Origin of the sequence: Halopseudomonas sabulinigri (assembly GCF_900105255.1) — a bacterium.
GTDB lineage: Bacteria > Pseudomonadota > Gammaproteobacteria > Pseudomonadales > Pseudomonadaceae > Halopseudomonas > Halopseudomonas sabulinigri.
The window spans coordinates 3,827,059-3,852,398 of the sequence record NZ_LT629763.1 but is presented as its reverse complement, the minus strand read 5'-3'; the positions used below and the strand labels follow the sequence as shown (position 1 = coordinate 3,852,398).

Genomic DNA, 25,340 nt, shown 5'->3' with positions numbered 1-25,340 from the left:
GGGTGAACATTTTGAAAATCCTTCGTTATCTGCATCTGACCATCGGTCTGGCGGCTCTGCTCGCTGGCCTCTACAGCATAATCCCGTTCGCGACCGAAAACAGCCCGATTGACCACCTGGGCCTGCTTGCCTTGCTCACTGGCCTTATCAACCTGCAGCAATTCAACCAGCGCGACCAAGCCTGCACAGGCCTCCCAGGCGCTATTGCCTTACTGGGCTCTGCACTGCTGATCATTGCCGCCTGTGTGCCGTTCAGCGCCCTGCTGATCGACAGCCGCATCGCTCCCTTTGCCATCTGGGCGCTTAGCTTCAGTATCGTCGGAGTCTGCTTACACACCCTGCTGGTTTTGGGGTGCGAGCTGAAAACGGCACTAGCCAAACGCGTCCCGAGCAGCAAACCCACACCGCAGCCGGCCAAGCCTACTGGCAGCCGGGGTGACAAGCGCGAGTCCGGCACGGTGAAGTGGTTCAACACCAACAAGGGCTTCGGCTTTATTTCTCGCGACTCCGGCTCGGATATCTTTGTACATTTTCGCGCCATCCAGGGTGACGGGCAGCGCTTTCTGCAGGAAGGTCAACGCGTCAGCTACGTGGTAGCCGAACGTGAAAAAGGATTACAGGCAGAACAAGTCGAGATTATTGGCTAACACCCACCTGTACGCTGACGCACGTCGGCGTACAGGCTACCCCCTACCGCAATACTTATTCTTAATAGTGCGGTGGCGGCTGATCCTCAGCGGCATCACCCGGCATCAACGACGCCATGTCCGATTGGCGCTTGGCCACCAACTGCAACGAACGCTGCAGCCGATCCAGAGCGATCTGCTGCTGCCCCAGGGCATCATTCAAGCTCTGGATAATGTCATCCTGGAATGCTAACCGGGTTTCCAGCTCATTCAGTCGCGCCAATAGCGTATCGATTTCCTGCGCCGTCATAATATCGACTCCGCAAACTTGAACCCATGGGAAAGAGCCTCACGCAAAGGTTCCAGCACAGCCTGAACGGCTGCACTATCGTAACGCGTGGCCGGAAACTTGCCCCATACGGGTGCGGGCCAGGCAGCATCGTTGCGGTAACGCACTATGTGATGCACGTGCAACTGGCTGACCATATTGCCCAAGGCAGCCACATTTAACTTGTCAGCATCAAAGGCGTCATATATGACCCGGGATAAGTGAATGGACTCGCGCTGCAACTGAAGCTGGTCGGCCTCGTCCAGTTCAAACACTTCCGTAACCCCTTCCCTGCGCGGCACCAGAACAAACCAAGGATAATGAGAATCATTACTTAGAAGTAGTCTGCATAACGGGAAGTCGCCTACCGTTATGCAGTCCTTATCCAACTGCGGATGCAGTTCAAACATCGCGAAACTCCCAAATGCAGATAAACTAAACATGAATGCGTCTCAACGAGCGTTCAAAAACACCAAATAACTGACATTAGTTACAGCTCGTTCACAAAAACGCACGAAATTCGTCGATAAAAAGCCTCTGATGCTTTATAAATTCAACGCGACAAGGTACTGTTTTTCAAGCGCTTGCTTTCGCACGCCATACTTTGATGCTTTAATGTAACGCGAAAACAAGAACGTCGGGCCTGCCAAGAGCCTCATGTTTTTTTATATCAAGGAGCACACCAATGAAAAACGCAGTTAAATGGAGTTCCCTTGCACTTGCGGTAGCGGCCGGTAACGGCATGCTGGCCAGCAGCGCAATGGCAGAAGGCGAAGGTTTTGTAGAAGGCGCGTCCGCCACCCTGTACAACCGTACCGTTTATTTCAACCGCGACTTCCGTGATGGCGTTGATGGCAACGGCATTGGCAAGCGTGAAGAGTCCGCAACCAGCTACCTGATGAACTTCGAGTCCGGCTACACCCAGGGCCCAATCGGCTTTGGTGCCGACGTGGTTGCCTCCATGGGCATCAAGTTGGACAGTGGCCGCGGTCGCTCCGGCACTGGCCTGCTGCCTCAGGAAGACGATCTGAGCGCACCTGGCGAGTATTCCGAAATTCGCGGTGCTCTGAAGATGGCCATCTTGGATGACACCATCCTGCGTTACGGCGTGCACTTCCCGGAAAACCCGGTTGCCGCCTATGACGACTCGCGCCTGCTGCCTAACCACTACGAAGGCTACAGCATCACCAACAACTCGATCGATGCTCTGTTCGTCGAAGCCGGCCGCCTGACCGACCGCAGCGAGATGAACAGCTCCAGCGAGACAGACGGCGCGATCCGTGAAGGTGAAGATCTGACTTACGTCGGCGGTACTTACACTTTCACCGACAACCTGAGCGCCACTCTGTACGGTGCAGAAGCTGAAGACTTCTACGATCGCTACTTCCTGGGTGCTGACTGGACCCTGCCGCTGGGCGATGCGCTGAGCCTGAATACCAACTTCGCGTACTACGACACCAGCGACGAGAACGGCGGTGACGGTGAAGAAGTCGACAACCAAGCCGCCTCTTTGGCCTTCACTCTTGGCGCTGGCCACCACGCCTTCGGCGTTGCTTACCAGCAGATGAGCGGTGACGCTGGCTACTACTACACCGACGGCGACATTTTCCTGGCAAACTCCATCCAGTACCTGGACTTCAACGCCAAGGACGAGAAGTCTTACCAGGCTCGTTACGATTATGACTTTGAAGGTCTGGGCATCCCCGGCCTGAGCTTCATGACCCGTTACATCGCTGGTACCGACATCGACACCGTCGCGACCGGCACTCAGCGTGATTCTCGCTGGGAACGTGACAGCGAGCTGAAGTACACCGTACAGAACGGCACACTGGAAGGTCTGAATATTCGCTGGCGTAACGCCACCATCCGTCAGGATGCAGCTATCGACGGCGGTGACGTCGACGAAAACCGCCTGATCGTTGGTTACACCTGGAACCTGCTCTAAGCAGACCAGTTGTAGAAAAACCCGGCTTCGGCCGGGTTTTTTTATGAATGCGCATCACCCAATCAAGTCTGCCGGGCAGGCTGTACGCCACCTCGGCACAATCGTACAATACCCGCTATATCTGCCCGCAATTCCAGGACAAGCCTCGCCCATGCGTACCAGCCAGTATCTGATCTCTACCCTGAAGGAAACCCCTTCCGACGCCACCGTCATCAGCCACCAACTGATGCTGCGCGCCGGCATGATCCGCAAGATCGCCTCCGGCCTGTATACCTGGCTGCCGATGGGTTTGCGTGTACTGCGCAAGGTTGAGGCAGTGGTACGTGATGAAATGGATAAGGCCGGTGCTCTGGAAGTACTGATGCCCGCCATCCAGCCCGCTGAACTGTGGCAGGAGTCCGGCCGCTGGGAGCAGTACGGCCCTGAGTTGTTGCGCCTGAAAGATCGCCATGACCGCGAATTCTGCGTCGGCCCGACCCATGAAGAGGTGATCACCGATCTGGCGCGCAATGAGATAACCAGCTACAAGCAGTTGCCACTCAACATGTACCAGATTCAGACCAAGTTCCGCGACGAGATTCGTCCGCGTTTCGGCCTGATGCGCGGCCGTGAGTTTCTGATGAAGGACGCTTACTCCTTTCATCTCGGCCAGGAATCTCTGCAACAAACCTATGACGGCATGTATCAGGCCTACTGCAATATATTTACCCGCCTTGGGCTGGATTTTCGCCCGGTAGTGGCCGACAACGGCTCGATTGGCGGCGAAGGCTCGCACGAATTCCATGTACTGGCCGAGTCAGGCGAGGATGCCATTGTATTTTCCGACAGCGGCAGCTACGCAGCCAATATGGAGAAGGCTACCGCCCAGCTACCGCAGGGCAAGCGCCCGGCGCCCAGCCAGGACAAGAAACTGGTCGATACGCCGGATCAGTTCACCATCGATGCCGTCAGCAGCTTCCTGCAATTGCCCGCCAGCCAGTCTGTGAAGACCCTGGTCGTGCTCGGCGCGGAGGAAGAAGACAAGCCGCAGGCACTGGTGGCGCTGGTGCTGCGTGGCGACCACGAGTTGAACGAGATCAAGGCTGAAAACCACCCTGCCATCAAGGCGCCGTTAACCCTTGCCGCAGAAAGCCAGATCATCGAAGCCATAGGTTGCAAACCCGGCTCTATCGGCCCCATCGGCATGGACATCAAGGTCATTGCCGATCACAGCGCCGCCCATTTGGCCGACTTTGTCTGCGGGGCCAACCAGGATGGTAAGCACTACACTGGCGTCAATTGGGAACGTGATGCCAAATTTGATGAAGTCGCCGACCTGCGCAACGTGGTGGAAGGTGACGCCAGCCCCGACGGCGATGGCACCCTGGTAATCAAGCGCGGCATTGAAGTAGGCCACATATTCCAGCTTGGCCAGAAGTACAGCCAGGCGATGAATTGCACCGTGCTGAACGAGCAAGGCAAGACCGCCACCCTGACCATGGGCTGCTACGGCATTGGCGTATCCCGCGTGGTCGCAGCGGCCATCGAGCAGAACTATGACGACCGGGGCATTCTCTGGCCGGATGCTCTCGCGCCGTTCCAGGTGGCCCTGATCCCGATGAAGCTGGAAAGCTCGGAAGCGGTACAGCAGGCCACGCAGGCGCTGTATGACGGCTTGCTAAAAGCGGGCGTTGAGGTCTTGCTGGATGATCGCGACAAAAAGGTCTCCCCCGGCGTCAAATTCGCCGACATGGATCTGATCGGCATTCCGCACCGCGTGGTAATCAGTGATCGCGGCCTGGCTGAAGGCCAACTGGAGTACAAGTTCCGCCGTGACCAGGAAGCCACCACCGTCAACGCCGACGCCATGCTCGAGCACCTGCTGGCTCGATTGCAGAGCGCCTGATGAATACCGCAATTGGCACGTTGAATTACGCCCGGCTAATCTGGGCCGGCACGGCGCTTGCGCTGCTGCAAGCCTGCGCCACTCAGCCCGCTCCTTCGCCCGAGACGGCGAGCGGTCGTATAGAGCGTGAGTTGGTCAGCCACAGCTTGCATATTGATGCCGGTGAACAGCGGGTACTGGATACGCCTCACCGGAGCATCAAGGTAACCGAGAGCCGGCTCTATACACTGACTCAACTGGATAGCACTGGCGCCCAGCTGGACCAACAGGATCAATTCCAGAGCCTGCCCTGGGCCAACCAGCTGGTCGATCTCGCCGTGGGTGAGGTGCGTATCAGTCGCCAGACAGATCAGGACGGCCAGTTCAGACTAAACCTGCTGGATGAAGAGTTTGTCGGACTCAACTTCGATGAGGTTCGGGTCATTACCCTGAGCGCCAGCGCTGGCCCCGGCGTACAGACCGAGACCACCCTGTTGGTTGATCGTGACCTGCGCAGCAAACTGCAGGAAGCTGAGCAGCTGATCTACGACAACCTGGAAGAGGATGACGTCAATCAGTGGGTATTTCGCGTCCAGCGCCTGGCTGAGCTGGGGCTCAACGAGGAGTCCAGTCAGTTGGAAAACATGCTCATCCTGCTGACTACCGGCGACCCACAGCTGCAGGGCGACTTCATTCAAGCCCTGGGCGAAGCCACGCCAGGCGAGTAATCTGCATGCTCACACGGATTGTGACGCTCATATTCATGCTGCTCAGCGGCAGCCTTCACGCGGCCGCAACAGAGCCGGTCGACCCGGAGCTGAAAGCGGCGCTGATGCGCACCGTCGCCCAGGCCGAGAGCTTCAATGACCGTTTTGATGCCGAAGTCTGGCTGCTCGACATGTCCACTCGCCTTGCCCCTTTCATCAAGGACGAGAACGAGCGCCTGACCATGCTACGCCTGGTTCACCGCGAGGCTCGCCAGGCCAAACTCAAGCCGGACCTGGTGATCGCCGTGATGCACACGGAAAGCCTGTTTGATCGCTACGCACTGTCCAGCGTCGGCGCTCAAGGCGTGATGCAGGTTATGCCCTTCTGGAAGGCCGAGTTGGGCCGACCCGAAGACAACCTGATCGACCTCGCTACCAACCTGCGCTACGGCTGCGCGATCCTGAAGTTCTATCTCGACAAGGAGCACGGCAACCTGCGCCGCGCCCTCGCCCGCTATAACGGCAGCCTCGGCAGTAGCCGCTACCCCGATAAAGTGCTCGATTACTGGTATACCTACTGGTACGTCAACGAGTAATCACAGCTGGACGAAGCCGGCAATATCCTGCCAGGCACAGGCACTCACCGTGACTCCTTCTACCTGCGCACTGCCTGGCCCCTGGCGCAGCCAGGAGACCATTGCTTCCACCGCCTCGGACTCACCGCAGAGCAGTGCGCTGACGCTGCCGTCGGGCTGATTGCGTACCCAACCATCGACCAACAGGCGGGTAGCTTGACGCACCGTTGCCTGACGAAAACCAACGCTTTGCACCTTGCCCGTCACCTCGACCTGCACGCAGATTCTACTCACACTCACCTCACTGATTAGCTGCCTGGCGCCAGAAGCGGCGCTATATCGTCATAGTGCTGAGGCCCGTGCAAGGTATGCAGCAACGCCCCCTGCTCATCCAAAATATAGGTGGTGGGTAGTACCTCAGGCTTGGCCAAACCGCGGGACTCGGCAAAATCGTGTCCCAGCACTGCAAACTCGATACCCATTTCCTCGCTGGCCGCCAACAGTGCATCGCCAGTGGCGCCATCAAAGTCGATGCCAATAACCCTGACCGCAGGAAAGCTCCGCGCCAGGCGATTCAGCTCTGGCAATTCCTGCCGGCAGGGCGCGCACCACTGCGCCCAATAGTTCACCACCGTCCGCTGTCCACGCAGGGCATCGTCGGTTATCTGGTTACCATGTTGATCAATCCAGCCGGCAGGCTCACAAGCCGCCAGCAGAAAAGCCAGCGTTGCGATCAATAGGCGGCGGCACTCATACACCATCAAGACACTCCATCGGCCGCTCTTTGCGGCGTGTTTACCACGGGCTGCGGGTCTATCAGCCAATGCTTGACGCTACCCTGCAGCGCTGTGCGCCGCTGCGCGTCAGCCTCGGCCAGAGCTTCGCTGAAGGCCGGATACCATTCACCCGCCCCCACCACAGCCGCCGGCAATTGCTCACTGGTCAGCGTTGGCTCTGGCATGCGCTCGAGCAACGCGGACAATTCCAGGGTCGCCAGATCACGACAGAGCACGTAGCAGCCTTGCTGGGTGCGGATAATGATCTGCTCGGCCTCTAGCCATTCGGTCAAGCGCACCCATTGCTCCTCATGCAGGGTCCAGCCGGCGTCGTTGACGCGCACCATGTCCACCTGTTTGCCTTCGCGCTGCGCTTGCAGAAAGACGCGCAGCACCACCAGCAAGTTGATCATCCAGGGGTGTTCAGGGCGACGCCACGCGGACCCGCTACCCATATTGCTGACCACCTCGGCACCCAGCAGGATGATCATCCAACTCACATAAATCCACAGCAGGAAGATGGGTACTGCGGCGAAGGCACCGTAGATCAGCTGATAACCGGGGAACAGTTTGACGTAAAGCGCAAAGCAAGCCTTGGCCCCTTCGAACAACAGCGCCACCAGTAAACCGCCAATAAACCCATGGCGCAGCGGCACCCGGGTGTTGGGTACGGCGACGAACAGCAGAGTAAAGGCGGCAATGCTGAGCAGCAGCGGCAGCCAGTACAACACGACCTGCCAGGCATACCCCAGGACCACACCCTCACGCAGAAAGGAGATAGACGCCAGGTAGGTACTCACCACAAAACCCGCGCCCAACAGCAACGGCCCCAAACTCAGCACTGCCCAGTACAGCAGAAAGCTCGACAACCCACGGCGGGGCTGGCGGATGTGCCAGATGGCATTGAAGGCTTTCTCGATATTTACCAGCATCATCAGCGCCGTCACCATCAGTAGCGCCACCCCGACCCCGGTCAGTTGCCGTGCCTGATTGGAGAATTCGCCGAGGTATTCGCGCAGGGCCGCGCCAGTGGAGGGGACGAAGTTATTGAAGATAAACTCTTCCACCTGACCCCCCACCTGATCGAAGGCCGGGATGGCAGCCAGCATGGCATAGGCCACGGTCATTACCGGTACAACGGCAAACAGAGTGGTGTAGGTCAGCGCCGCCGCATTCTTGATACAGTGGTCCTCACTGAAGCGGCGCAAAAGATGGCGGCAAAAGTGCAGGAACACATTCAGTTGACGCGGCATTCAAGCTCCCTGACAGCCCGGTACATTAACGCTTAGAATAAACCCCATCATCCGCTTAGGCCACCCAGCTTCACGCAACAGGCCCGCTCGCCAAGGAGAAAAGCATGTCACAGGTCACCATCTACCATAATCCGCGCTGTTCCAAATCGCGCCAAACCCTTGAACTACTGGAAAACCAGGGTGCAGATATTGAGGTCGTTCGCTACATCGATGACCAGTTGAATAACGCTGAACTCAGTGAGCTTCTGCAGTTGCTGGGCATGAGCGCGCGCGAGCTTATGCGCAAGGGCGAGGCCGTCTACAAGGAGCTCAATCTTGATAACCCCGAGCTCAGCGAGGCGCAACTGGTGCAGGCCTTGGCCGATTATCCGCGCCTGATCGAACGCCCCATCGTGGTCCGCGACGGCAATGCAGTGATTGGCCGTCCACCCGAAAAGGTTCTGGAGCTGTTCGCATGAGTACAGCCTCACCCTATGTACTGATCTTGTACTACAGCCGCCACGGCGCGACCGCAGAGATGGCGCGGCACATCGCGCAGGGCGTCGAACAGTCAGGCATGGAAGCCCGGCTACGTACCGTACCTCCGGTCTCAGCGGAAACGGCGAGCACCTTGCCGGCAGTACCGGCAGAGGGCGCCGTGTACTGCAGCGAAGAAGACCTGAAGCACTGCGCCGCACTGATCCTCGGCAGCCCTACCCGCTTTGGCAACATGGCCGCGCCGATGAAGTATTTCATTGATGGCACCAGCAACCTGTGGCTGGCCGGCAGCCTGTGCAACAAGCCCGGCGCGGTGTTTACCTCCACGGCCAGCTTGCACGGCGGCCAGGAGGCCACGCTGCTGTCGATGCAACTACCCCTGATGCACCACGGCATGCTGCTGGTCGGCCTGCCCTACACCGAAACGGCGCTAACTGAAACCCAGGGTGGCGGTACGCCCTACGGCGCCAGCCATCATGCCGGCAGCCGGGGTAACCGCAAGCTCGACAGGCACGAAACCGATCTCTGTTTGGCACTGGGCAAACGCGTGGGCAGTATTACCCGGCAGTTGGACGCGGGGGCTGCGCGTGTCTAAAAAGCCCAAGCTGTTACCGCAACTGAGCTACCTGCAGCCGCGCATCACCATCAGCCGATGGATTTCATTGGCAGGTTACCTTGGGCTGATGCTCGGCATGCTGGCTTACAACCTGTTCATCGCTGATCTGCATGGCGCCAACCCGGTCATCATCATCGGCGTACAGCTACTGCCGTTGCTGATCTTCCTGCCCGGCATGCTGAGCGGGCACGTGCGTACCCATGCCTGGCTGTGTTTCGCCATCAATCTGTATTTTATTCAGGGAGTATTGATCTGTTTTCAGCCAGGTCGACTGAACTACGGCCTGTTCATGAGCGGTTTCAGCGTGCTTTATTTTATTGCAGCGCTCTACTTTGTGCGCTGGTCTTTTCAGGCCCAGCGGGTGCGCCAGGGCGAACAGACCGTCTGACCTACCAGCCCATCTCGCGTTTGACGAAAGGAATCGTCAAACGATGCTGGGCCTGCAAAGAAGCCTGATCCAGCCGCTCCAGCGCGGCAAAGAGTTCAACCATGCCCCGTGCACCACGGCTGAGAATATAACGCGCCACCTCATCGCTGAGTTGCAGTCCGCGCTGCGCTGCGCGCAGCTTCAACACCTCCTGCTTACCCTGATCATCCAGCGCTTGCAGCTGAAAAACCAAGCCCCAACCCAGGCGGGAGACCAGATCAGGCAGGCCAATATCCAGTGCGCGCGGCGCGGCACCCGCCGCAATCAACAGGCGCCCGCCCTGCTCACGCAAGCGGTTATACAGATGAAACAGCGCCTCTTCCCAGGCCGACACGCCCGCCACGGCATCCAACTGATCAAGGCACAGCAGCTCGACCGACTCCATGCCATCGAGCAGTGCCGGCGACTCCTCCGCCAGCTCATCCAGCGGGAGGTACATGGCCAACCCGCCAGTATCGGCCACTGCGTGACAGGCGGCCTGCAGCAAGTGTGAACGGCCGGAACCCTCAGTGCCCCAGAGGTATAGGCAACTGTCCTGCGGCGCGAGCTGCAAATCGGCAAAGTCGCGCACGGCGGCAACCACCGCATCATTCGGCCCGTGAAAGTAATTGGCGAATGTCGCTTCGTCGCGCAGCTTGATGCCCAGCGGTAGCTGTATCGGTTGCCCGCCTGCCATTACTTCTCTTCCACCTCATTCGACTCGACTGCGTCATTCACATCCGCTGCCACCAGGGGCTTGCCGTAGGCAGCAGACTCACGATAGCGCTGATAAAAGTACCGCAGCAGCACCATAATCACGGCAGCCAGCGGCAAGGCCAGCAGGATACCAACAAAACCAAAGAGTTGCCCGCCGGCGAGGATGGCGAAGATTACCGCCACCGGGTGCAAGCCAATGCGGTCACCCACCAGCAGCGGCGTCAGCACCATACCCTCTATCATTTGGCCAACGCTGAACACGGCAACCACAGCAATCAAGTGGAACAGATCGCCGAACTGAAAAACGGCCGCCAACAGAGCAGCAACAATGCCCACAAAGAAACCCAGGTAAGGCACTATGCTGGCGAGCCCTGCCAGCAGACCAATCAACAACGCCAATTCCAGCCCAACCATCCACAGCCCCAGCCAGTAAATGACGCCCAGGCAACCCATGACCAGCAGCTGCCCGCGGATGAAGGCACCCAACACCTCATCGCAGTCGTGCATCAGCTTGGCGACCAAAGGCTCATGGTGGCGGGGAATCATGTCGCGGCAGCGCGCAACGATCAGGTCCCAGTCGCGTAGCAGGTAAAAACTGACGACCGGGATCATCACCAGGTTGGCCGCCAGTGTCATTAGCGCCATAGTGGATTTGGTCGCCTTGGCGATCACCGCCGCAACCACGCTGGTGGTCTGACCCAGGTGCTCTTTCAGGCCCTCACGTACAGCATCAAGGCGGAACTCGCTGACCGCGATACCCAGTTTCGCCTCTACCCAGGGCAGCGCTCGGTTATGAAACCAGTCGATCATCGCGGGAACATTTTCACGCAGGGTTTCGATCTGATGCCCCAGCATGGGTATCAGAATAATCAGCGCGATCACCAGAATACTGCTGGCGACCGCAAACACCACCACCACCCCGAGGGTGCGCGACAGCCCGTGAGTCTCAAGGCGATCCACCAGCGGATCACCAAGATAAGCCAGCAGCATACCAATGAGAAACGGCGACAGAATCGGCTGCAGGAAGTAAACCAGCGTCATCAGCAGCACGAAACCAGCGGCCCAGTACCAGCGGTAATCCGATGTCATTTTGCATCCATCCTTAGCGTGTAGCCGCACCCGTTCAGCCGCGCGGGCGCCTGGCACATGAAGACAGCATTGTCAGAAGGGTCAGCATCTCGGCCCTCTGGTACAGGCCTGAGCGGCGAATGCCGAGCCTCTTGCCCGGCAGAATAACCTATCGCCAGCGGTAGTAAAGTGACTTGCGCTTGTCCTGCGGCGCAGCTGGCACTATTGGTTCCGCTGCCGCCGGGGCCGGATCTGCAGCGGTGTTCGCCGAGGTCGCCGGGTCCTCTGTACCGCCCGGCTCGACGGCGGTGTCCGCTCCCGACGCGGCCACTGCGGGTGTCGGCTCTGCCGGAGGCTCGGCCGGAACCAAGCGCTGATCGAGCATCAGCATGCGCTGCAACTGCGCCTCATCACCCGGAAAATCAAAGGTAAAAATCACCTCATCGCCGCGCATAGAGACCAGCTGCGGCACAGACTGGGTACCCATCTGCTGTAACATGCGCTGCAACCGCGAGAACTGGTCAAGACCATTTACACCGCGGATATGCAGACGCCAGCCGGTTACCTGATCGCCAGGCACACTGGTCACCGCGTATTGGGCAAACACCGCATCGGCCAGCGCCTGCATCAATTGGTCCGCCGCTTCGCGCGGATTATCCGACTGCGCCTTGCCGGTTGCCTGCTTGTCATTCAGCCAAAAGGTCCACTGCAACGCCCAAACGCTGCCCTGCTGACTCGCCTGCAGCGCCAGCATACCCTCGGCGGCGTAGCGTTCAGCAGCCTGCTGCAACACCGCCTGATCCGCCTTCAGCACGTCCGACTCGCCGACGCTGGTGCGATCCTGCAGATCGGCCAGGGGCTGCATCAATGCGACCCCCCGGTAGTTCGCGGCTGCCCGTAGTGCCTGCCCCAGCTCGCTACCGGGCAGCAGAAAGTCATCACCCAGCGTGGTCGACTCAACCGCCCAGACCAGAATGCCCGGGCGATTACGCCCCAGCATCGGCACATCCGCCTTGGCGAGCGCATCGCGCAGCAACAGCGGATCAAACTCAACCTGCATGCCGCCGGCCTCATCCAGCGCACCGATGCGCCGTGTCACGCTGCTGGGTTCGGCCATTACCGCAGCCAGTGGCCCCTTATCCAGCTTCACCTCGCTACCGGCCAGGCGCTGCAACATGATTCGGGTGGCCGTATCCAGCTGTACCGCCTGCTGCGCGCCCTCGGCCGGCGGCACATTTACCTGATACAGCGCTTCCAGCACCGCAGCGCGAGAGGTCAGTGGCAGGGCAAACAACAGGGCAAACAGAAGCGGTCGCAACAGCGGCATGGGTAGACGTCCATCAGGGTGACAAATCAGAGTGACAATGTGCCGGCAAGCAACGCGCCCGCAGGAATTAAGCACCTACATTAAACAAGCCTTGTGAAGGCGGCAACCGCGGCGCAGAAAGTTGCGTCGGCATGGCTCTGATCAGCATGAATTGCTAAACTAGCGCGCTATCCCGACCAGAAGGCGGCAGCACCCGCCTTGGCCACTTTTTTTTGCACAGCTTGAGACCACGCCATGAGCAGCCAGACGCCGTCCAAACCCTCTATCAGCTACAAAGATGCCGGCGTAGATATCGCTGCCGGCAATGCGCTGGTTGATCGCATCAAACACGTGGCCAAGCGCACTGCTCGCCCCGAAGTCATGGGCGGCCTGGGTGGTTTTGGCGCCCTGTGCGAGATTCCCGAGGGTTACAAGCAGCCGGTTCTGGTATCCGGCACCGACGGGGTAGGCACCAAGCTGCGGGTCGCCATGGACCTTGGCATTCACGACAGCATCGGCATCGACTTGGTCGCCATGTGCGTCAATGACCTGATCGTCTGTGGCGCCGAACCGCTGTTCTTCCTCGACTACTACGCCACCGGCAAGCTGAACATCGACATCGCCGCCCAGGTGGTCACCGGCATCGGCGCGGGTTGCGAGCTGGCCGGCTGTGCCCTGGTTGGCGGCGAAACCGCCGAAATGCCCGGCATGTATGAAGGCGAAGACTACGACCTCGCCGGCTTCTGCGTCGGCGTGGTGGAAAAAGCTGACATCATCGACGGCAGCAAGGTAGCCGCCGGCGATACCCTGATCGCCCTGCCCTCCTCCGGCCCACACTCCAACGGTTATTCACTGATCCGCAAGATCATTGAAGTCGCCGGCGTAGACATCAACAGCACCAGCCTCGACGGCAAGCCACTGAGCGAGTTGCTGATGGCGCCCACCCGCATTTACGTCAAGGCCTTGCTGCAGTTGATCAAGCAAACCGGCAGCGTCAAAGCCATGGCCCACATTACCGGCGGCGGTCTGCTGGAAAACATTCCTCGCGTGCTGCCCGCCGATAGCCGCGCCTGCATTGATCTGGACAGCTGGCAGCGCCCTGCCGTGTTCAACTGGCTGCAGGAGCAAGGCAATGTGGACGAAACCGAAATGCACCGCGTGCTCAACTGTGGCGTAGGCATGGTCATCTGTGTCGCCGCCGAGGCCGCTGAAGAGGCGCTCAAGGTGCTGCGCGATGCTGGCGAGCAACCCTGGATCATCGGTCGCATCGAAGCCGGTAACGAGGGCGACGAAGCCGTCGTACTGCAGCGCGGTAACTGAACCGGTGAGCTGCCGTATTGTGGTACTGATCTCCGGATCGGGCACCAACCTGCAGGCACTGATTGACGACCTGGCTGGACAGAGCGCCCTGGCGAGCATCGTCGGGGTGGTCGCCAACAAGGCAGATGCCTACGGGCTGCAACGCGCGGCCAGCGCCGGCATTGCCACGCGGGTACTGAGCCATCGTGATTTTGCCGACCGCGAATCCTTTGATCAGGCGCTGATGGGTGCGATTGATACCTTCTCGCCAGACCTGGTGCTGCTGGCCGGTTTCATGCGTATTCTGACCGCTGACTTCGTCAAACATTATCGCGGCCGCTTATTGAACATTCATCCATCGCTGTTGCCCAAGCACAAAGGTTTGCAGACCCACCAGCGCGCGCTGGACGAGGGTGACCTGGAACACGGTGCAACCGTGCACTTTGTTACCGAAGAGCTGGATGGCGGGCCGCTGATCGTGCAGGGACGAGTAAAAATCATACCCGATGACGACGCTGCCAGCCTCGCCGCGCAGGTGCAGCAACTGGAATACCGCCTGTTTCCGCTGGCTGCCCGCTGGTTCGCGGCCGGTCGTCTGCAACTCGATAATGACCGGGCGTGCCTTGATGGCAGCCCAATTCCACCCAGTGGACTAAGACTGGAAGACCTTGAATCCGGCATATGAGACGACACTGATGCATCAGAGCCCCGCTTTTTCACGCCGCCTCACCCGCTCACTGCTCGGCCTTGCGCTGACCCTGAGCGCCAGTTTTGCCAGCGCCGCACCGCTGGTTCCCTTCAGCGCCAGCTACGCCGCCGACATGAAGCGCATCCCGGTCAACGGCGAAGCACTGCACAGTTTGGAGGCCAACGCCGACGGCACCTGGAACCTATCTTTCACCGCCAGCATGTTTGTCGCCAAACTGGTTGAACAGAGCACACTGCGCCAGCAGGACGGTGTGATCCAACCGCTGAGCTACCACTACGAGCGCAAAGGCCTTGGCAGCGGCAAGGAAATCCAGCAGCGCTTTGACTGGGATAACGGCTTGGTCAGCGGGACCTACAAGGAAGAAGCCTTTGAGCTGCCCACCGAGCCAAACCTGCTCGACAAGACCACCTACCAGTTGGCCCTGCAGCAGGATCTGATGGCCGGCAAGACAGACATGCATTATCGCGTGGTCGATGGTGACGAGATCGAGGACTACCACTTTCACGTAGTGGGAGAAGACCGGGTGACCACCCGTGTCGGCCAGTTTGATGCCGTGGAAGTGGAGCGTGTGCGTGAGCCCGATGCCAAGCGCGAAACCACCCTCTGGTTCGCCAAGGACTGGAATTACCTGCTGGTGCGTCTGAGCCAGATCGAAACCGACGGCCAGCACTATCAGATCATGCTGAAGGAAGCCACCGTGGACGGCCAGAACGTGGTTGGCACGCCGGTCAAAACTGACTAGCCACGCCGCCGTCAGACGCCCAAACCGCAGGCACAAAAAAACCGCATCAGGATTTAACCCGATGCGGTTTTTTCAGACCTGAAATCAGGCCTTGGTGAAGCGTCCACCCGCTTCTGCGAGCTTGACCAGGCCGGCAGCAGGCTTCCAGAACTCGCCACGCTCCGCTTCCAGCGCGCGAATGTCGGCCAGCACTTTGTCCAGACCTAGGCTGTCGGCATACGCCATCGGGCCACCGCGCTCGGCCGGGAAGCCGTAACCGAAGCGGTAAACACGGTCGATATCCTCGGCAGACTCGGCGTAACCTTCGTCCAGAATGCGCGCCCCTTCGTTTACCAGTGCCAGAATGCAGCGGGTAACGATCTCGTCGGCAGACACATCACGCGCGGTGTAACCGGCTTCTTCGGCCACTTCACGCGCCATCATGTCGGTTTCCGGATCGTGGATTGCCTGACGGCTGCCCGCTTCGTACTTGTAGAAGCCGTGGCCGCTCTTCTGACCGAAACGCTCCATTTCACACAGCTTGTTGTCCAGCCAGACAATCGGCTCGCCGCGGCCGACGCCCGCCAGCTGACGTGAGCGCCAGCCCAGATCCACACCCACTACGTCGTACATGCGATAAGGGCCCATCGCCATGCCAAAGCCCTGCAGCGCCTGATCAACTTCCCAGGGGGTGGAGCCTTCCAGCACGACTTCACGCGACTGGCGCGAGTATTTCTCCAGCATGCGGTTGCCGATAAAGCCGTGGCAGTTACCGGCCAGAACCGCTTCCTTGCCGATCTTCTTGCCGACCGCGAGACAGGCGTCCATGACGTCCTGAGCCGTGGCTTTGCCACGGACCACTTCCAGCAGCTTCATGATGTGTGCCGGGCTGAAGAAGTGCAGGCCCAGGACCTGAGTCGGGCGCTGGGTTGCCGAGGCAATCTCGTCGATATCCAGGTAAGACGTATTGGTGGCCAGAATGGCGGAGGGCTGTACCGCCTTGTCCAGCTCGGCGAAGATCTTCTTCTTCAGATCCATGTTTTCGTAGACCGCTTCAACTACCAGGTCCATCTCGGCCAGATCGGCGTATTCCTGGGTAGTGCTGATGCGCGCGATGCGGGCCTGCGCTTCGGCGTCGTCAAAACGCTCCTGGGCAACCGAGCGCTTGTACACGCTGGCGATATCGACCAGCCCCTTTTCCAGCATCTCGGCGTTAACGTCGAGCCAGGTAACGGGGTAACCCGCGTTCACGAAGTTCATCACGATACCGCGACCCATGGTGCCTGCACCAATAACGCCAACCCGCTTGATACCCTCAAAAGAAGCCATCGCAGCTACCTCCAAAATGAAATGAATGACCGCCACGCGGTCCAACCAGAGTGACCCGTGGGTCTATTTTCCGAGGAGCGATACATTACGCAAAATATCGCCCGATTAAAAACCCTATACGCTGATACAGACCATTCACAGGGTGAATAAGCTCAGGGGTAAAGAATAGCCCGGTTAGAGCGTCGGCAGCGGCGTATCCAATTGCCACTGCGCGGCCGCGCGCTGGGCCGTCGCCAGTTCATCCCGACTCAAACGTTCTGCCATCAGATCGCGGGCCTCGCGGGCGTCCGGCAGGCCCTGCGCGGCGCAGAGCGAAAACAGCAGATAGGCCATACGCGGGTTGGTTCGAATCCCCTCACCGTTCATGTACATGATGCCCAGATTGAACATCGCACTGGGCTCACCCTGCTGCGCGGCCGCGCCGTACCACTTGATCGCCGCCTTGTTGTCCTCACGGGTACCCTCACCCTCATCAAACATCACCGCCAGGTTGTATTGCGCATCCTTGTTGCCCTGCTCGGCTGCTGCGGTGTACCACTTGATGGCCGCCTTGTTATCTTCGCGGGTACCCTCACCCTCGTCATACATGATGGCCAGGTTGTACTGGGCCGAGGCATGGCCCTGTTCGGCAGCAAAGCTGTACCAATTCAACGCTTCGGCATCGTCCAGCGCCACGCCTTCGCCTTCGTCGTACATCAGCGCCAGATTGTATTGCGCGTCCATATCGCCCTGTTCCGCTGCGCGGCGATACCATTGCACTGCCAGCTGATCATTCACTGGCACGCCTTCACCCTCGTCGTACATCAGTGCCAGGTTGTACTGCGCGGTGGCATCGCCTTGTTCGGCAGCCGCGGTATACCAGCGCACGGCCTCACGGTCGTCTACCGGGGTACCCTCTCCCATGTCGTACATCAATGCCAGATTGAACTGGGCGTCGGCATGACCCTGTTCGGCCGCGCGCAGATACCATTGCAGCGCCTTTTCATCATTGACCGGAACGCCTTCACCTTCGTCATACATCAGCGCCAGGTTGAACTGGGCATCGGCATGCCCCTGTTCCGCCGCGCGCCAGTACCAGTCGATCGCCTTCAGGTCATCGACCGCAACGCCCTCACCGACGTCGTACATCAGCGCCAGGTTGTACTGCGCGCCCGGATGATTCTGCTCAGCGGCCTGGGTATAGAGCGCAATCGCACGACTATCATCCAGCGCCACACCCTGGCCTTCGTCATACATGTAGCCCAATGCAAACTGCGCGGCGGCATCACCCTGCTCTGCCGCCTTGGCGTACCACTGCGCCGCCAGTGCGTAGGACTGCTCCACGCCATCACCATCGTAATAACGGTCAGCCAGTTCGCGCTGGGCACCGGCATTGCCGGCCTCGGCCTTGGGTTGCAACTGAACGGCGGTCGCGCCGCTGGAAGGGTTCTTGGCATGCTCTGCAGCCTGGGCAGGCAGGCTCAGTGCACAGCTCAATAGCGCGGCGGCAAACAGTGGTGTGGTGTTCATAAGAGGCAAATCCCTGTGACGTAATCAGTAACCGTCCGGCGCATAGCCGCGCAGAACGCCCAGGGATGATAGCGCAGCGAGCAGCAGATTGAAGCCTTGACCGGCCAACCGGCTCAGTGCAGGCGCAACAGCCGTACCTGGCAGCCGGGTAGTTGCAGCGCCTGATCAGCCGGCTTCTGCTGCCAGACTGCATCGACCGCAGCGGGTGTCGCGCTGGCTAGCGACAGACAGTGTCTGGTGAGCACCGAGGGCTGCGCAAACGACCAGCAAAGCGCGTCGGGATAGGGCGTTTCACGCAACCGAGGCCCCTCCCCCGCGAGGTCGAACGAAAGCGCGTGCAGGTCCGCTGCGAGGCCTAAGCCCAACGCCTTGAGGTAGGCCTCCTTGAGCGTCCAGTGCCGCAGAAACGCTTGCTCGGGCGAAGGTTGCGCCTGACACCAGCGGGCATCCTGCGGGCTCATACTGGCGGCGAGCACGCTCTGCAGCCGTAGCGGCCGCGCCCACGCCTCCACATCCACCCCAATCGACTGCTCTTCCGGTGCCATGACCAGCGCCACCAGACCATCCGTGTGGCTGATACTCAGATTGATTTGCCCGTGTGGGCTGCACAGCAGGGGTTGCCCGCCGGCCCGCGACGCCAACTGCCAATTGAGTGCACCATCAAGCAGGCTCTCTATAGCGCGCGCCAGCAGCAAACGGCTGAGTGCAAAGCGGGTGCGCGCGGCCGGATTGGTAAACTGTTGCAGGCGTTGCTGTGCCTGCGCATCCCCCAACTCCCAGCCGCCTGCGGGCTGCAGATCAGTCTGCGCGGCGTACTCACACAACAGCAGGGTCGGTACGCCGAGCATCTCAGCCAATCAACTCATAAACGTGCTCATCCGCGCCAGGCCCGGCTACCGGCTGCACTTCCCAGGCCTTCAGCGGGCGCCCATCATTGGCCAGTACCTCGGCGCCGTGAATCGGCTCACCGGTGGCTTTTTCCAGCAACAGCATGCGCTGGCCGCGGTCATTGGGCCGCCACTTCTCACCCCACTGCATCAGCCCGATCAGCACCGGATACAGGTCCATGCCCGCGGGTGTCAGGCGGTATTCAAAGGAGCGTTTATCTTCACTGCAGGGGACCTTTTTCAGCACCCCGGCCTCGGTCAGTTTTTTCAGCCGGGCACTGAGAACGCTGCTGGAAATCTCCAGCTGCTTTTGAAAGGCATCGAAGGTACGCATGCCGTGAAAGGCATTGCGCAATATCAATAGCGACCACCACTCGCCAACAATATCCAGCGTCTGGGCGACGCTGCAGTCCATATGATTAAGCGGTGTTCGGGACATGTGTTTCTCCACCAATACCGATGGCGAGCGGGCAGCCCGCCATCGGTCGGTTTACCAGGCGGCTGTTACAGCATGCCAGCCAGGCGCGCGCGGATGATCTCTTCAGCCTGATTCATGATGTTGTCGATCAACTGCTGACAGGTCGGTACGTCGTGGATCAGGCCCGCGACCATGCCGCAGGACCAGGCGCCCAGCTCCATATCGCCGTCTTTCATGATCTTCGGATACACGCCGGCAACTTCATCGATGATGTCGGTGAACTTGAGGTCTTTGCCCAGACGCGCTTCCTTCTCAAGGATGCGTTCGACCGCAGCGTTATTCAGCACGCGCTCGGTATTGCGCAGCGGGCGCATGACCAGACGGGTATCCAGCTCGGAGGCAGCAACAATCGCCTGTTTCACGTTTTCGTGCACCGGTGCTTCCTGGGTGGCGATAAAGCGCGTCCCCATGTTCATGCCTTCTGCGCCCAGCGCGATAGCCGCGACCAGTGAACGACCGTCCGCCATGCCGCCGGAGGCCACGAAGGGGATTTCCAGCTCTTCTGCGGCGCGCGGCAGCAGGATCATGTTGGGGATATCGTCTTCGCCCGGGTGACCGCCGCACTCGAAGCCGTCAACCGACACAGCATCGCAACCAATCGACTGGGCTTTCAACGCGTGGCGTACCGAGGTGCACTTGTGAATTACCTTGATCCCCGCCTCTTTCAGTGCCGGCATGTACTCCTGCGGGCTGCGACCGGCGGTCTCAACGATCTTTACGCCGCCCTTGATGATGGCGTCGATGTAACCGGGGTAGTCGGGAGAGTTGACCGTCGGCAGAAAGGTCAGGTTGACCGCAAACGGCTTGTCGGTCATCTCGCGGCACTTGGCAATCTCGTTGGCCAGATCAGCAGCCGTGCGTTGGGTCAAACCGGTAATGGTGCCCAGGCCGCCGGCATTGGAGACGGCTGCAGCCAGCTCGGCAAAGCCGACAAAGTGCATGCCGCCCTGAATGATCGGATGCTGAATGCCAAAAAGTTCTGTTATGCGGTTTTTCACTGTGATGCTGCCTCTATCGGGTGGTAAGAGCGCACGGCGTTCGCCCTGCAGAAATTAGCTTCGGATACAGAAGCTAATTTCTGCACCGAAAAATTGCAAGTCTGGTAACAATATATGTCTGTCGTAAAACCGCTGGCGCACCCTCTGAGCCTTCCACTGCAGCCCGGCTCGGGCCTCCGTGCCAGACGCCCTCCAGGCACCGCCAGCGGATACGCATCGCCCTGTTTCAGACGAAGCGCTCGAGCTGTCATTACCCCGCGCGGCAGAAACCAAAGTGAACTAACCGGCCTGCTTGCCGCTCCATTAGAGTGCACCCTCATAAAGGAGAGACCAATATGAAAACGCAATTGAAACTTCTCGGCACTGCCCTGTTTTCCGCTGCCCTGCTGGGCGCCATGCCGGCCTCTGCCGGCGACCACGCCACCGAGCATGACAAAACCTACGAAAATGGCGTGAACACCGGACAGCAAGGTGAAGACAAGACCGAAGAGCGTTTGCCCAATCAGCGCGACGGCGGCGATGAGGTCGAAGCCGGCACCGTGGGTAGCGACAAAATCGGCAGCGCCAACAAGCGTCCCGACGCCACTACAGATGGCCCCGATGGCCCCACTGGCGGTGGTGCCACAGCGCAATAAAGCGCAATAAGATGCTCACGCTTGGCCTGCCGACCAAGGCAGGCCAAGCGTGCTTGGTTGGCTTCAACGCACACCACGCACTACCCCCGCCAACTGCCACCCACCATGAACAAGGAGACCGTCCATGAAGCGCCCACCGATGCTACGAACTTTGCGCACCCCCGCCACCGCACTCTTGTTGAGCGCGGCGATAGGCAGCGCCCATGCGGCCGACCAGGCTGATACGCAGCCCATGGTTGGCGGCGGCGACCGGGTTGAGCAAAGCGGCCCTACCGGCATGCCAGCGACCACCGGCAGCGGCGGTAGCGCCGACACCCAAGGTACTTTCAGCGATTCCGGTGCAGAAATGGGCATTGGCGTGGAACAGTTTTTCAGTGACGCAAGCGCCCAGAACATCGCTGCCATAAAGGCGGCCGAACTGGCCCTTGAGCAAGGTTCAGACGCCGTAAAAAGCTACGCGCAACAGATGCATGACGCGCACCGGCAAAACAACCGCGACCTCCGCGAACTGGCAGCCACCTTGCAGGTAGAGACAGAAGACGACCCGGCGCTCAGCGCCCAGGCAGAGCAGTTGCTGCTGAAGCTACGCGATGGTGACGACTTTGATCAGGCCTATCTCGACAACCAGATAGTCGCGCATCAGCAAGCCATTGCACTCTACAACCGCGCCGCGCAGATCGACAACGAACAGGTTGTCAGCTTTGCCGAAGCAACCTTGCCCACCCTGCAAGAGCACCTTGAGCAAGCGCAGAAGCTGGCCGGGCGTGCACCCGCGCAGCCGCAGTAAGCCCGCGGTGCAGGCAGCATCGCGCGCCATAACACGCCAGTGCTGCCTGCACTCAGCCGCGCTGAGATGCTGGCGCGGCCTGCTGCCCTCGGCTGATGATACCGTCTACCAGAATTTCCACCGCCTCCATGGCGCGCTCCTTCCAACAGCGCATGTCCACCAGCTCGCCTACCGCATGATTTTTCAGGCCCACAAAACCGTGGATCAACGCCCAGGTCTGTAACGCCACATCACGCTTGGCGCTCGCCGGCGCAGCGGCAGGCAGCAAGCCACCGACCACCTCGCTGAGCCGGGCAAAGCCCGCGGCAGCCAGGTCTCGCGCCTCTTCCGATGGCTGATAACTGTCATCCAGCTTGCCGAATATCAGCCCGTAATGCGGCTCGTATTCCTCGGCCGTCTCCATATAGCGTCGCGAGGCCAGGAGCACGCGCTCACGCGCATCCGTGCTCAGTTGATCGACCGCCAGCGCCTCGATAACGGCACTGAAGCCTTCAATAAACAAGGCATCCAGAATCCCCTGCTTACCCTGGAAGTGGCTATAGATGCCAATGGTCGAGACACCGGCCTGCGCGGCAATCGCGCGCACGCTCAGCGCTGCGGTGCCGCCGTGCAGAAACAGCTCGGAGGCGGCATTGAGAATTTTACGTTTCGATTCGTTCATCCGGCGATTGTACTTGACTTTACATAACAGCGTTATATTCTTTGTCAGCATAACACTGTTATGAAGCGCTTTTTCTCAACCATTCAAGTCAGCCACCGGAGTACCGACCGTGAGCGAACAACAACTTCAAGCGGATTACCTGATCGTTGGCAGTGGCGCCGTGGGCATGGCCTTCGCTGACACCCTGCTCAGCGAGAGCGACGCCAGCATCATCATCGTCGACCAGCACCAGCAGCCCGGCGGCCACTGGAACATTGCCTATCCCTTCGTGACCCTGCACCAGCCCTCGGCGTTCTACGGCGTCAGCTCGCGTGAACTGAGCAAGGGCCGCAAGGATGAGGTGGGGCTGAACAAGGGCCTGGGCGATCTGGCCTCCGGCGCCGAGGTGCTCGCCTACTTTGACGACGTCATGCGCCACCAGTTTTTGCCCACTGGCCGGGTGCAGTACTTTCCGATGTGCAACTACCTGGGTGACGGCCTGTTCGAGCACAGCCTGACCGGCCAGCGGTTTCGCGCCAATACGCGCAAGACAGTGGATGCCACCTACCTGAAAACCAGCGTACCGGCCAACCACACGCCCAGTTTCAGCATCGATCCCGGCGTCGCTTTCATGCCCTTGAACGACCTGCCCAAGGTCAAACAACCCGCCGACAACTACGTGGTCATCGGCGGCGGCAAGACCGGCATCGACGCCTGCCTGTGGTTGCTGGAACATCAGGTAGACCCGGAGCGTATCTGCTGGATAGTGTCGCGCGACGCCTGGCTGCTTGACCGCCGCAACACCCAACCGGGCGAGGAGTTCTTCCACAACACCATAGGTGCGGTCGCCGCCCAGTTTGAAGCCATTGCCCAAGCCGAATCTGTCGACGATCTGTTTGACCGCCTGGAACAGGCCGGCGTGCTGCTGCGCATCGACCAAAATGTGAAACCGAAAATGTTCCACGGCGCGACCATCAGCCAGTTGGAATTGGCGCAACTGCGCCGCATCACCAACGTGGTCCGCATGGGCCGGGTAACTCACCTGCAGGCAGACCGCATCGTTCTTGAACAGGGCACTATTGCGACCTCGTCCAACAACCTGCATATCGATTGCTCGGCCAGTGCGATCACCAATCTGGCGATCAAAAAGGTGTTTCAGGGCAACTTGATCACCCCGCAAACCGTGCGCTCCTATCAGCCGGTTTTCAGCGCTGCCTTCATTGCGCACGTTGAAGCCTGCTACAGCGACGAGGCTGAAAAGAACCGCCTCTGCTCGGTAGTGCCGCTGCCCAACCACGATACCGACTGGATTCGCATGATGGCGGCGCTGATGATGAACCAGTATCAGTGGTCGCAGATTGAAGACCTGCGCAACTGGCTGCTGGCCAATCGGCTGGACGGCATGGGCAAGCTGGTCCGCAGCGCCAGCAAGGAAGACGCTGAAAAGCAGGCTATCCTGACCCGCATGCGCGACAACTCAGCGCCGGCGATGATGAAAATCCAGCGCTTTCTGGCTGAAATCAACTAACCGAACCGGGGAATACCATGCAACAATTTCAGATTCGCAAAGACGACTTTCTCGCCCAGCAACTGGTTACCCTCAGCGCCGCTGAGGAGCAACCCGAACTGATAGAGGGCCAGGTAAGGCTGGCAGTCGACAGCTTCGCCTTTACCGCCAACAACATCACCTATGCCGCAGCTGGCAACCAGCTGGGTTACTGGCAGTTCTTTCCTCCGGTGGGCGAACACAGCCAGGGCTGGGGCGTGATTCCCGTGTGGGGTTTCGGCAATGTGATCGAATCGCGCTGCGAGCAGCTACCGGTGGGCGAGCGCCTGTTCGGCTATTTTCCGCCGGCCAGCCAATTGGTCATGCTGCCCACCCACGTGTCTGACACCCGCCTGATCGATGGCAGCGCGCACCGCGCCAAGCTGCCACCGGGTTACAACAGCTACAGCAGAGTGTTGCATGAAGCCGATTACGAGCCTGCCACCGAACCCGAGCGCATGCTGCTGTGGCCGCTGCACATCACCTCGTTCTGTCTGTGGGATGCGCTGAAAGACAAGGACTGGCGCGGCGCGAAGCAGATCATCATCCTCAGCGCCTCCAGCAAAACCAGCGCCGGCTTAGCCTACGCCTTGGCCCAGAATGCTGATGCGCCAGCGACCGTGGCCGTCACCTCCGCGCGCAACACCGCGCTGGTCAAAAGCCTGCAGGTCTACGATCACGTCGTGGAATACGAGCAGCTGAGCCAGATCGACACCAGCCTGCCTAGCGTCATCGTCGACATGTCGGGCAACAGCGCCGTGCTCAATGCGCTGGCTGAACACCTGGGCGAGAAACTGACCTACTGCATTAATGTTGGCCTGACCCATTGGGACGAAACCCAATCCGCCTCAGCCATCCCCGCAGAGCGCCGGGAATTCTTCTTCGCGCCGGGGCACATTCAGCAACGCATGAAAGACTGGGGCCCGCAGGGCTTTGCCGAGCGCAGTCAGCGCTTCATGCACGACGCCGCCAGTTGGAGCCGCCAATGGTTGAAGGTCAACACCCGGCAAGGGCTTGGCGGGCTGGCGGAGATTTATCCCGACGTCTGCCAGGGCCGCATCGCAGCCGATGAAGGCATTATCATCCAGCTTGCTCAGCCAGACTGACCGCGGGCCTGTCAGGTAGTTATGCCGCAGAA

29 protein-coding genes are annotated in these 25,340 nt (G+C 59.8%); 15 read left to right on the top strand and 14 right to left on the bottom strand.

All coding sequences use genetic code 11. The annotated features are described in order from the left end of the window. The first annotated feature begins 11 nt into the window (after positions 1–11). Positions 12–647: a cold-shock protein gene (locus BLU26_RS18845; RefSeq protein WP_269433936.1), complete on the top strand. Its 636-nt coding sequence runs from the start codon at positions 12–14 to the stop codon at positions 645–647. Positions 648–708: 61 nt separating this feature from the next. Here the strand turns inward: BLU26_RS18845 and BLU26_RS17635 are convergent, their stop codons facing one another. Together BLU26_RS17635 and BLU26_RS17630 are read right to left on the bottom strand one after the other, a co-directional pair. After that, on the bottom strand, positions 709–936 hold the full coding sequence (locus BLU26_RS17635; protein ID WP_092288149.1) for a SlyX family protein: 228 nt from the start codon (positions 934–936) through the stop codon (positions 709–711). Further along, positions 933–1,364, bottom strand: a complete 432-nt coding sequence (locus tag BLU26_RS17630) for an HIT domain-containing protein (RefSeq protein ID WP_092288148.1) — start codon at positions 1,362–1,364, stop codon at positions 933–935. Before BLU26_RS17630 ends, BLU26_RS17635 begins: the two co-directional genes overlap by 4 nt. A 275-nt stretch (positions 1,365–1,639) precedes the next feature. On the opposite strand from BLU26_RS17630, the gene BLU26_RS17625 reads away from it, so the two are divergent. The 4 genes from BLU26_RS17625 to BLU26_RS17610 all read left to right on the top strand — a co-directional run bounded on the left by BLU26_RS17625 (position 1,640) and on the right by BLU26_RS17610 (position 6,066). Then, positions 1,640–2,899 (top strand): OprD family porin, encoded by a 1,260-nt coding sequence (locus BLU26_RS17625; RefSeq protein ID WP_092288147.1) that lies wholly within the window; start codon positions 1,640–1,642, stop codon positions 2,897–2,899. A gap of 151 nt (positions 2,900–3,050) precedes the next feature. Beyond that, positions 3,051–4,784: a proline--tRNA ligase gene (locus tag BLU26_RS17620; protein ID WP_092288146.1), complete on the top strand. Its 1,734-nt coding sequence runs from the start codon at positions 3,051–3,053 to the stop codon at positions 4,782–4,784. Further along, complete coding sequence (locus BLU26_RS17615) at positions 4,784–5,491, top strand: hypothetical protein (protein WP_092288145.1); 708 nt, start codon at positions 4,784–4,786, stop codon at positions 5,489–5,491. The genes BLU26_RS17620 and BLU26_RS17615 overlap by 1 nt, the downstream gene beginning before the upstream one ends. 5 nt (positions 5,492–5,496) lie before the next feature. Further along, positions 5,497–6,066: a lytic transglycosylase domain-containing protein gene (locus tag BLU26_RS17610; RefSeq protein ID WP_092288144.1), complete on the top strand. Its 570-nt coding sequence runs from the start codon at positions 5,497–5,499 to the stop codon at positions 6,064–6,066. Here BLU26_RS17610 and BLU26_RS17605 read toward each other — a convergent pair whose 3' ends face one another. The 3 genes from BLU26_RS17605 to BLU26_RS17595 are packed head-to-tail and all read right to left on the bottom strand — an operon-like array spanning position 6,067 to position 8,074. After that, positions 6,067–6,339, bottom strand: coding sequence for an acylphosphatase (locus BLU26_RS17605; protein ID WP_092288143.1), 273 nt, complete (start codon positions 6,337–6,339; stop codon positions 6,067–6,069). It lies immediately after the preceding gene. Positions 6,340–6,353: 14 nt separating this feature from the next. Beyond that, positions 6,354–6,806: a TlpA family protein disulfide reductase gene (locus BLU26_RS17600; protein ID WP_092288142.1), complete on the bottom strand. Its 453-nt coding sequence runs from the start codon at positions 6,804–6,806 to the stop codon at positions 6,354–6,356. Continuing rightward, complete coding sequence (locus BLU26_RS17595; protein WP_092288141.1) at positions 6,806–8,074, bottom strand: YihY family inner membrane protein; 1,269 nt, start codon at positions 8,072–8,074, stop codon at positions 6,806–6,808. The genes BLU26_RS17600 and BLU26_RS17595 overlap by 1 nt, the downstream gene beginning before the upstream one ends. A 104-nt stretch (positions 8,075–8,178) precedes the next feature. Between BLU26_RS17595 and arsC the strand changes: the two genes are divergently transcribed. From arsC to BLU26_RS17580, 3 genes are read left to right on the top strand one after another with little or no spacing between them, the layout of a single operon-like run. Further along, complete coding sequence (gene arsC, locus BLU26_RS17590; protein WP_092288140.1) at positions 8,179–8,532, top strand: arsenate reductase (glutaredoxin); 354 nt, start codon at positions 8,179–8,181, stop codon at positions 8,530–8,532. After that, positions 8,529–9,146 (top strand): NAD(P)H:quinone oxidoreductase, encoded by a 618-nt coding sequence (gene wrbA, locus BLU26_RS17585; protein ID WP_092288139.1) that lies wholly within the window; start codon positions 8,529–8,531, stop codon positions 9,144–9,146. The genes arsC and wrbA overlap by 4 nt, the downstream gene beginning before the upstream one ends. Then, positions 9,139–9,555: a DUF2069 domain-containing protein gene (locus BLU26_RS17580; RefSeq protein ID WP_092288138.1), complete on the top strand. Its 417-nt coding sequence runs from the start codon at positions 9,139–9,141 to the stop codon at positions 9,553–9,555. Before wrbA ends, BLU26_RS17580 begins: the two co-directional genes overlap by 8 nt. 1 nt (position 9,556) lies before the next feature. On the opposite strand, the gene hda is transcribed toward BLU26_RS17580, so the two are convergent. The 3 genes from hda to BLU26_RS17565 all read right to left on the bottom strand — a co-directional run bounded on the left by hda (position 9,557) and on the right by BLU26_RS17565 (position 12,685). After that, positions 9,557–10,270, bottom strand: coding sequence for a DnaA regulatory inactivator Hda (gene hda / locus BLU26_RS17575; RefSeq protein WP_092288137.1), 714 nt, complete (start codon positions 10,268–10,270; stop codon positions 9,557–9,559). Next, positions 10,270–11,379, bottom strand: coding sequence for an AI-2E family transporter (locus tag BLU26_RS17570; RefSeq protein WP_092288136.1), 1,110 nt, complete (start codon positions 11,377–11,379; stop codon positions 10,270–10,272). Before BLU26_RS17570 ends, hda begins: the two co-directional genes overlap by 1 nt. Positions 11,380–11,527: 148 nt before the next feature. Then, the gene (locus BLU26_RS17565) at positions 11,528–12,685 is read right to left on the bottom strand and encodes a DUF2066 domain-containing protein (RefSeq protein WP_092288135.1); all 1,158 of its coding nucleotides are present in this window, start codon (positions 12,683–12,685) and stop codon (positions 11,528–11,530) included. A 234-nt stretch (positions 12,686–12,919) separates the two neighbouring features. Between BLU26_RS17565 and purM the strand changes: the two genes are divergently transcribed. Genes purM through BLU26_RS17550 form a run of 3 tightly spaced genes read left to right on the top strand, consistent with a single transcriptional unit; the run spans position 12,920 to position 15,414 of the window. Further along, positions 12,920–13,984: a phosphoribosylformylglycinamidine cyclo-ligase gene (purM, locus tag BLU26_RS17560; protein WP_092288134.1), complete on the top strand. Its 1,065-nt coding sequence runs from the start codon at positions 12,920–12,922 to the stop codon at positions 13,982–13,984. A 4-nt stretch (positions 13,985–13,988) separates the two neighbouring features. Then, positions 13,989–14,648 carry a phosphoribosylglycinamide formyltransferase gene (gene purN, locus BLU26_RS17555; RefSeq protein ID WP_231701973.1) on the top strand — a complete coding sequence of 220 codons (660 nt, stop codon included), beginning with the start codon at positions 13,989–13,991 and terminating at the stop codon, positions 14,646–14,648. 10 nt (positions 14,649–14,658) lie between these two features. Further along, positions 14,659–15,414: a DUF3108 domain-containing protein gene (locus BLU26_RS17550; protein ID WP_092288132.1), complete on the top strand. Its 756-nt coding sequence runs from the start codon at positions 14,659–14,661 to the stop codon at positions 15,412–15,414. Between the two features lie 84 nt (positions 15,415–15,498). Here BLU26_RS17550 and BLU26_RS17545 read toward each other — a convergent pair whose 3' ends face one another. The 5 genes from BLU26_RS17545 to BLU26_RS17525 all read right to left on the bottom strand — a co-directional run bounded on the left by BLU26_RS17545 (position 15,499) and on the right by BLU26_RS17525 (position 20,594). Then, a complete protein-coding gene (locus tag BLU26_RS17545) occupies positions 15,499–16,722 on the bottom strand; it encodes a 3-hydroxyacyl-CoA dehydrogenase (protein WP_092288553.1) in 1,224 nt (407 codons plus the stop codon). A gap of 174 nt (positions 16,723–16,896) precedes the next feature. Beyond that, positions 16,897–18,231: a tetratricopeptide repeat protein gene (locus BLU26_RS17540; RefSeq protein ID WP_092288131.1), complete on the bottom strand. Its 1,335-nt coding sequence runs from the start codon at positions 18,229–18,231 to the stop codon at positions 16,897–16,899. 113 nt (positions 18,232–18,344) lie between these two features. Beyond that, the gene (locus BLU26_RS17535; protein ID WP_092288130.1) at positions 18,345–19,079 is read right to left on the bottom strand and encodes a 4'-phosphopantetheinyl transferase family protein; all 735 of its coding nucleotides are present in this window, start codon (positions 19,077–19,079) and stop codon (positions 18,345–18,347) included. 1 nt (position 19,080) lies between these two features. Then, positions 19,081–19,557 carry a winged helix-turn-helix transcriptional regulator gene (locus BLU26_RS17530; protein WP_092288129.1) on the bottom strand — a complete coding sequence of 159 codons (477 nt, stop codon included), beginning with the start codon at positions 19,555–19,557 and terminating at the stop codon, positions 19,081–19,083. A 65-nt stretch (positions 19,558–19,622) separates the two neighbouring features. Further along, the gene (locus BLU26_RS17525) at positions 19,623–20,594 is read right to left on the bottom strand and encodes an NAD(P)H-dependent flavin oxidoreductase (protein WP_092288128.1); all 972 of its coding nucleotides are present in this window, start codon (positions 20,592–20,594) and stop codon (positions 19,623–19,625) included. A gap of 335 nt (positions 20,595–20,929) precedes the next feature. Between BLU26_RS17525 and BLU26_RS17520 the strand changes: the two genes are divergently transcribed. Both BLU26_RS17520 and BLU26_RS17515 read left to right on the top strand, forming a co-directional pair. Next, positions 20,930–21,229, top strand: a complete 300-nt coding sequence (locus BLU26_RS17520) for a hypothetical protein (RefSeq protein ID WP_092288127.1) — start codon at positions 20,930–20,932, stop codon at positions 21,227–21,229. A gap of 124 nt (positions 21,230–21,353) precedes the next feature. Continuing rightward, positions 21,354–22,016 (top strand): DUF4142 domain-containing protein, encoded by a 663-nt coding sequence (locus tag BLU26_RS17515; protein ID WP_092288126.1) that lies wholly within the window; start codon positions 21,354–21,356, stop codon positions 22,014–22,016. Positions 22,017–22,068: 52 nt separating this feature from the next. Here BLU26_RS17515 and BLU26_RS17510 read toward each other — a convergent pair whose 3' ends face one another. Beyond that, entirely contained in the window at positions 22,069–22,677 is a 609-nt protein-coding gene (locus tag BLU26_RS17510) for a TetR/AcrR family transcriptional regulator (RefSeq protein WP_092288125.1), read from the bottom strand. A gap of 109 nt (positions 22,678–22,786) precedes the next feature. On the opposite strand from BLU26_RS17510, the gene BLU26_RS17505 reads away from it, so the two are divergent. Then, positions 22,787–24,184 carry an NAD(P)-binding protein gene (locus BLU26_RS17505; protein ID WP_157719397.1) on the top strand — a complete coding sequence of 466 codons (1,398 nt, stop codon included), beginning with the start codon at positions 22,787–22,789 and terminating at the stop codon, positions 24,182–24,184. A gap of 17 nt (positions 24,185–24,201) precedes the next feature. Beyond that, positions 24,202–25,308: a DUF2855 family protein gene (locus BLU26_RS17500; protein ID WP_092288124.1), complete on the top strand. Its 1,107-nt coding sequence runs from the start codon at positions 24,202–24,204 to the stop codon at positions 25,306–25,308. The last annotated feature ends 32 nt before the right edge of the window (positions 25,309–25,340 follow it).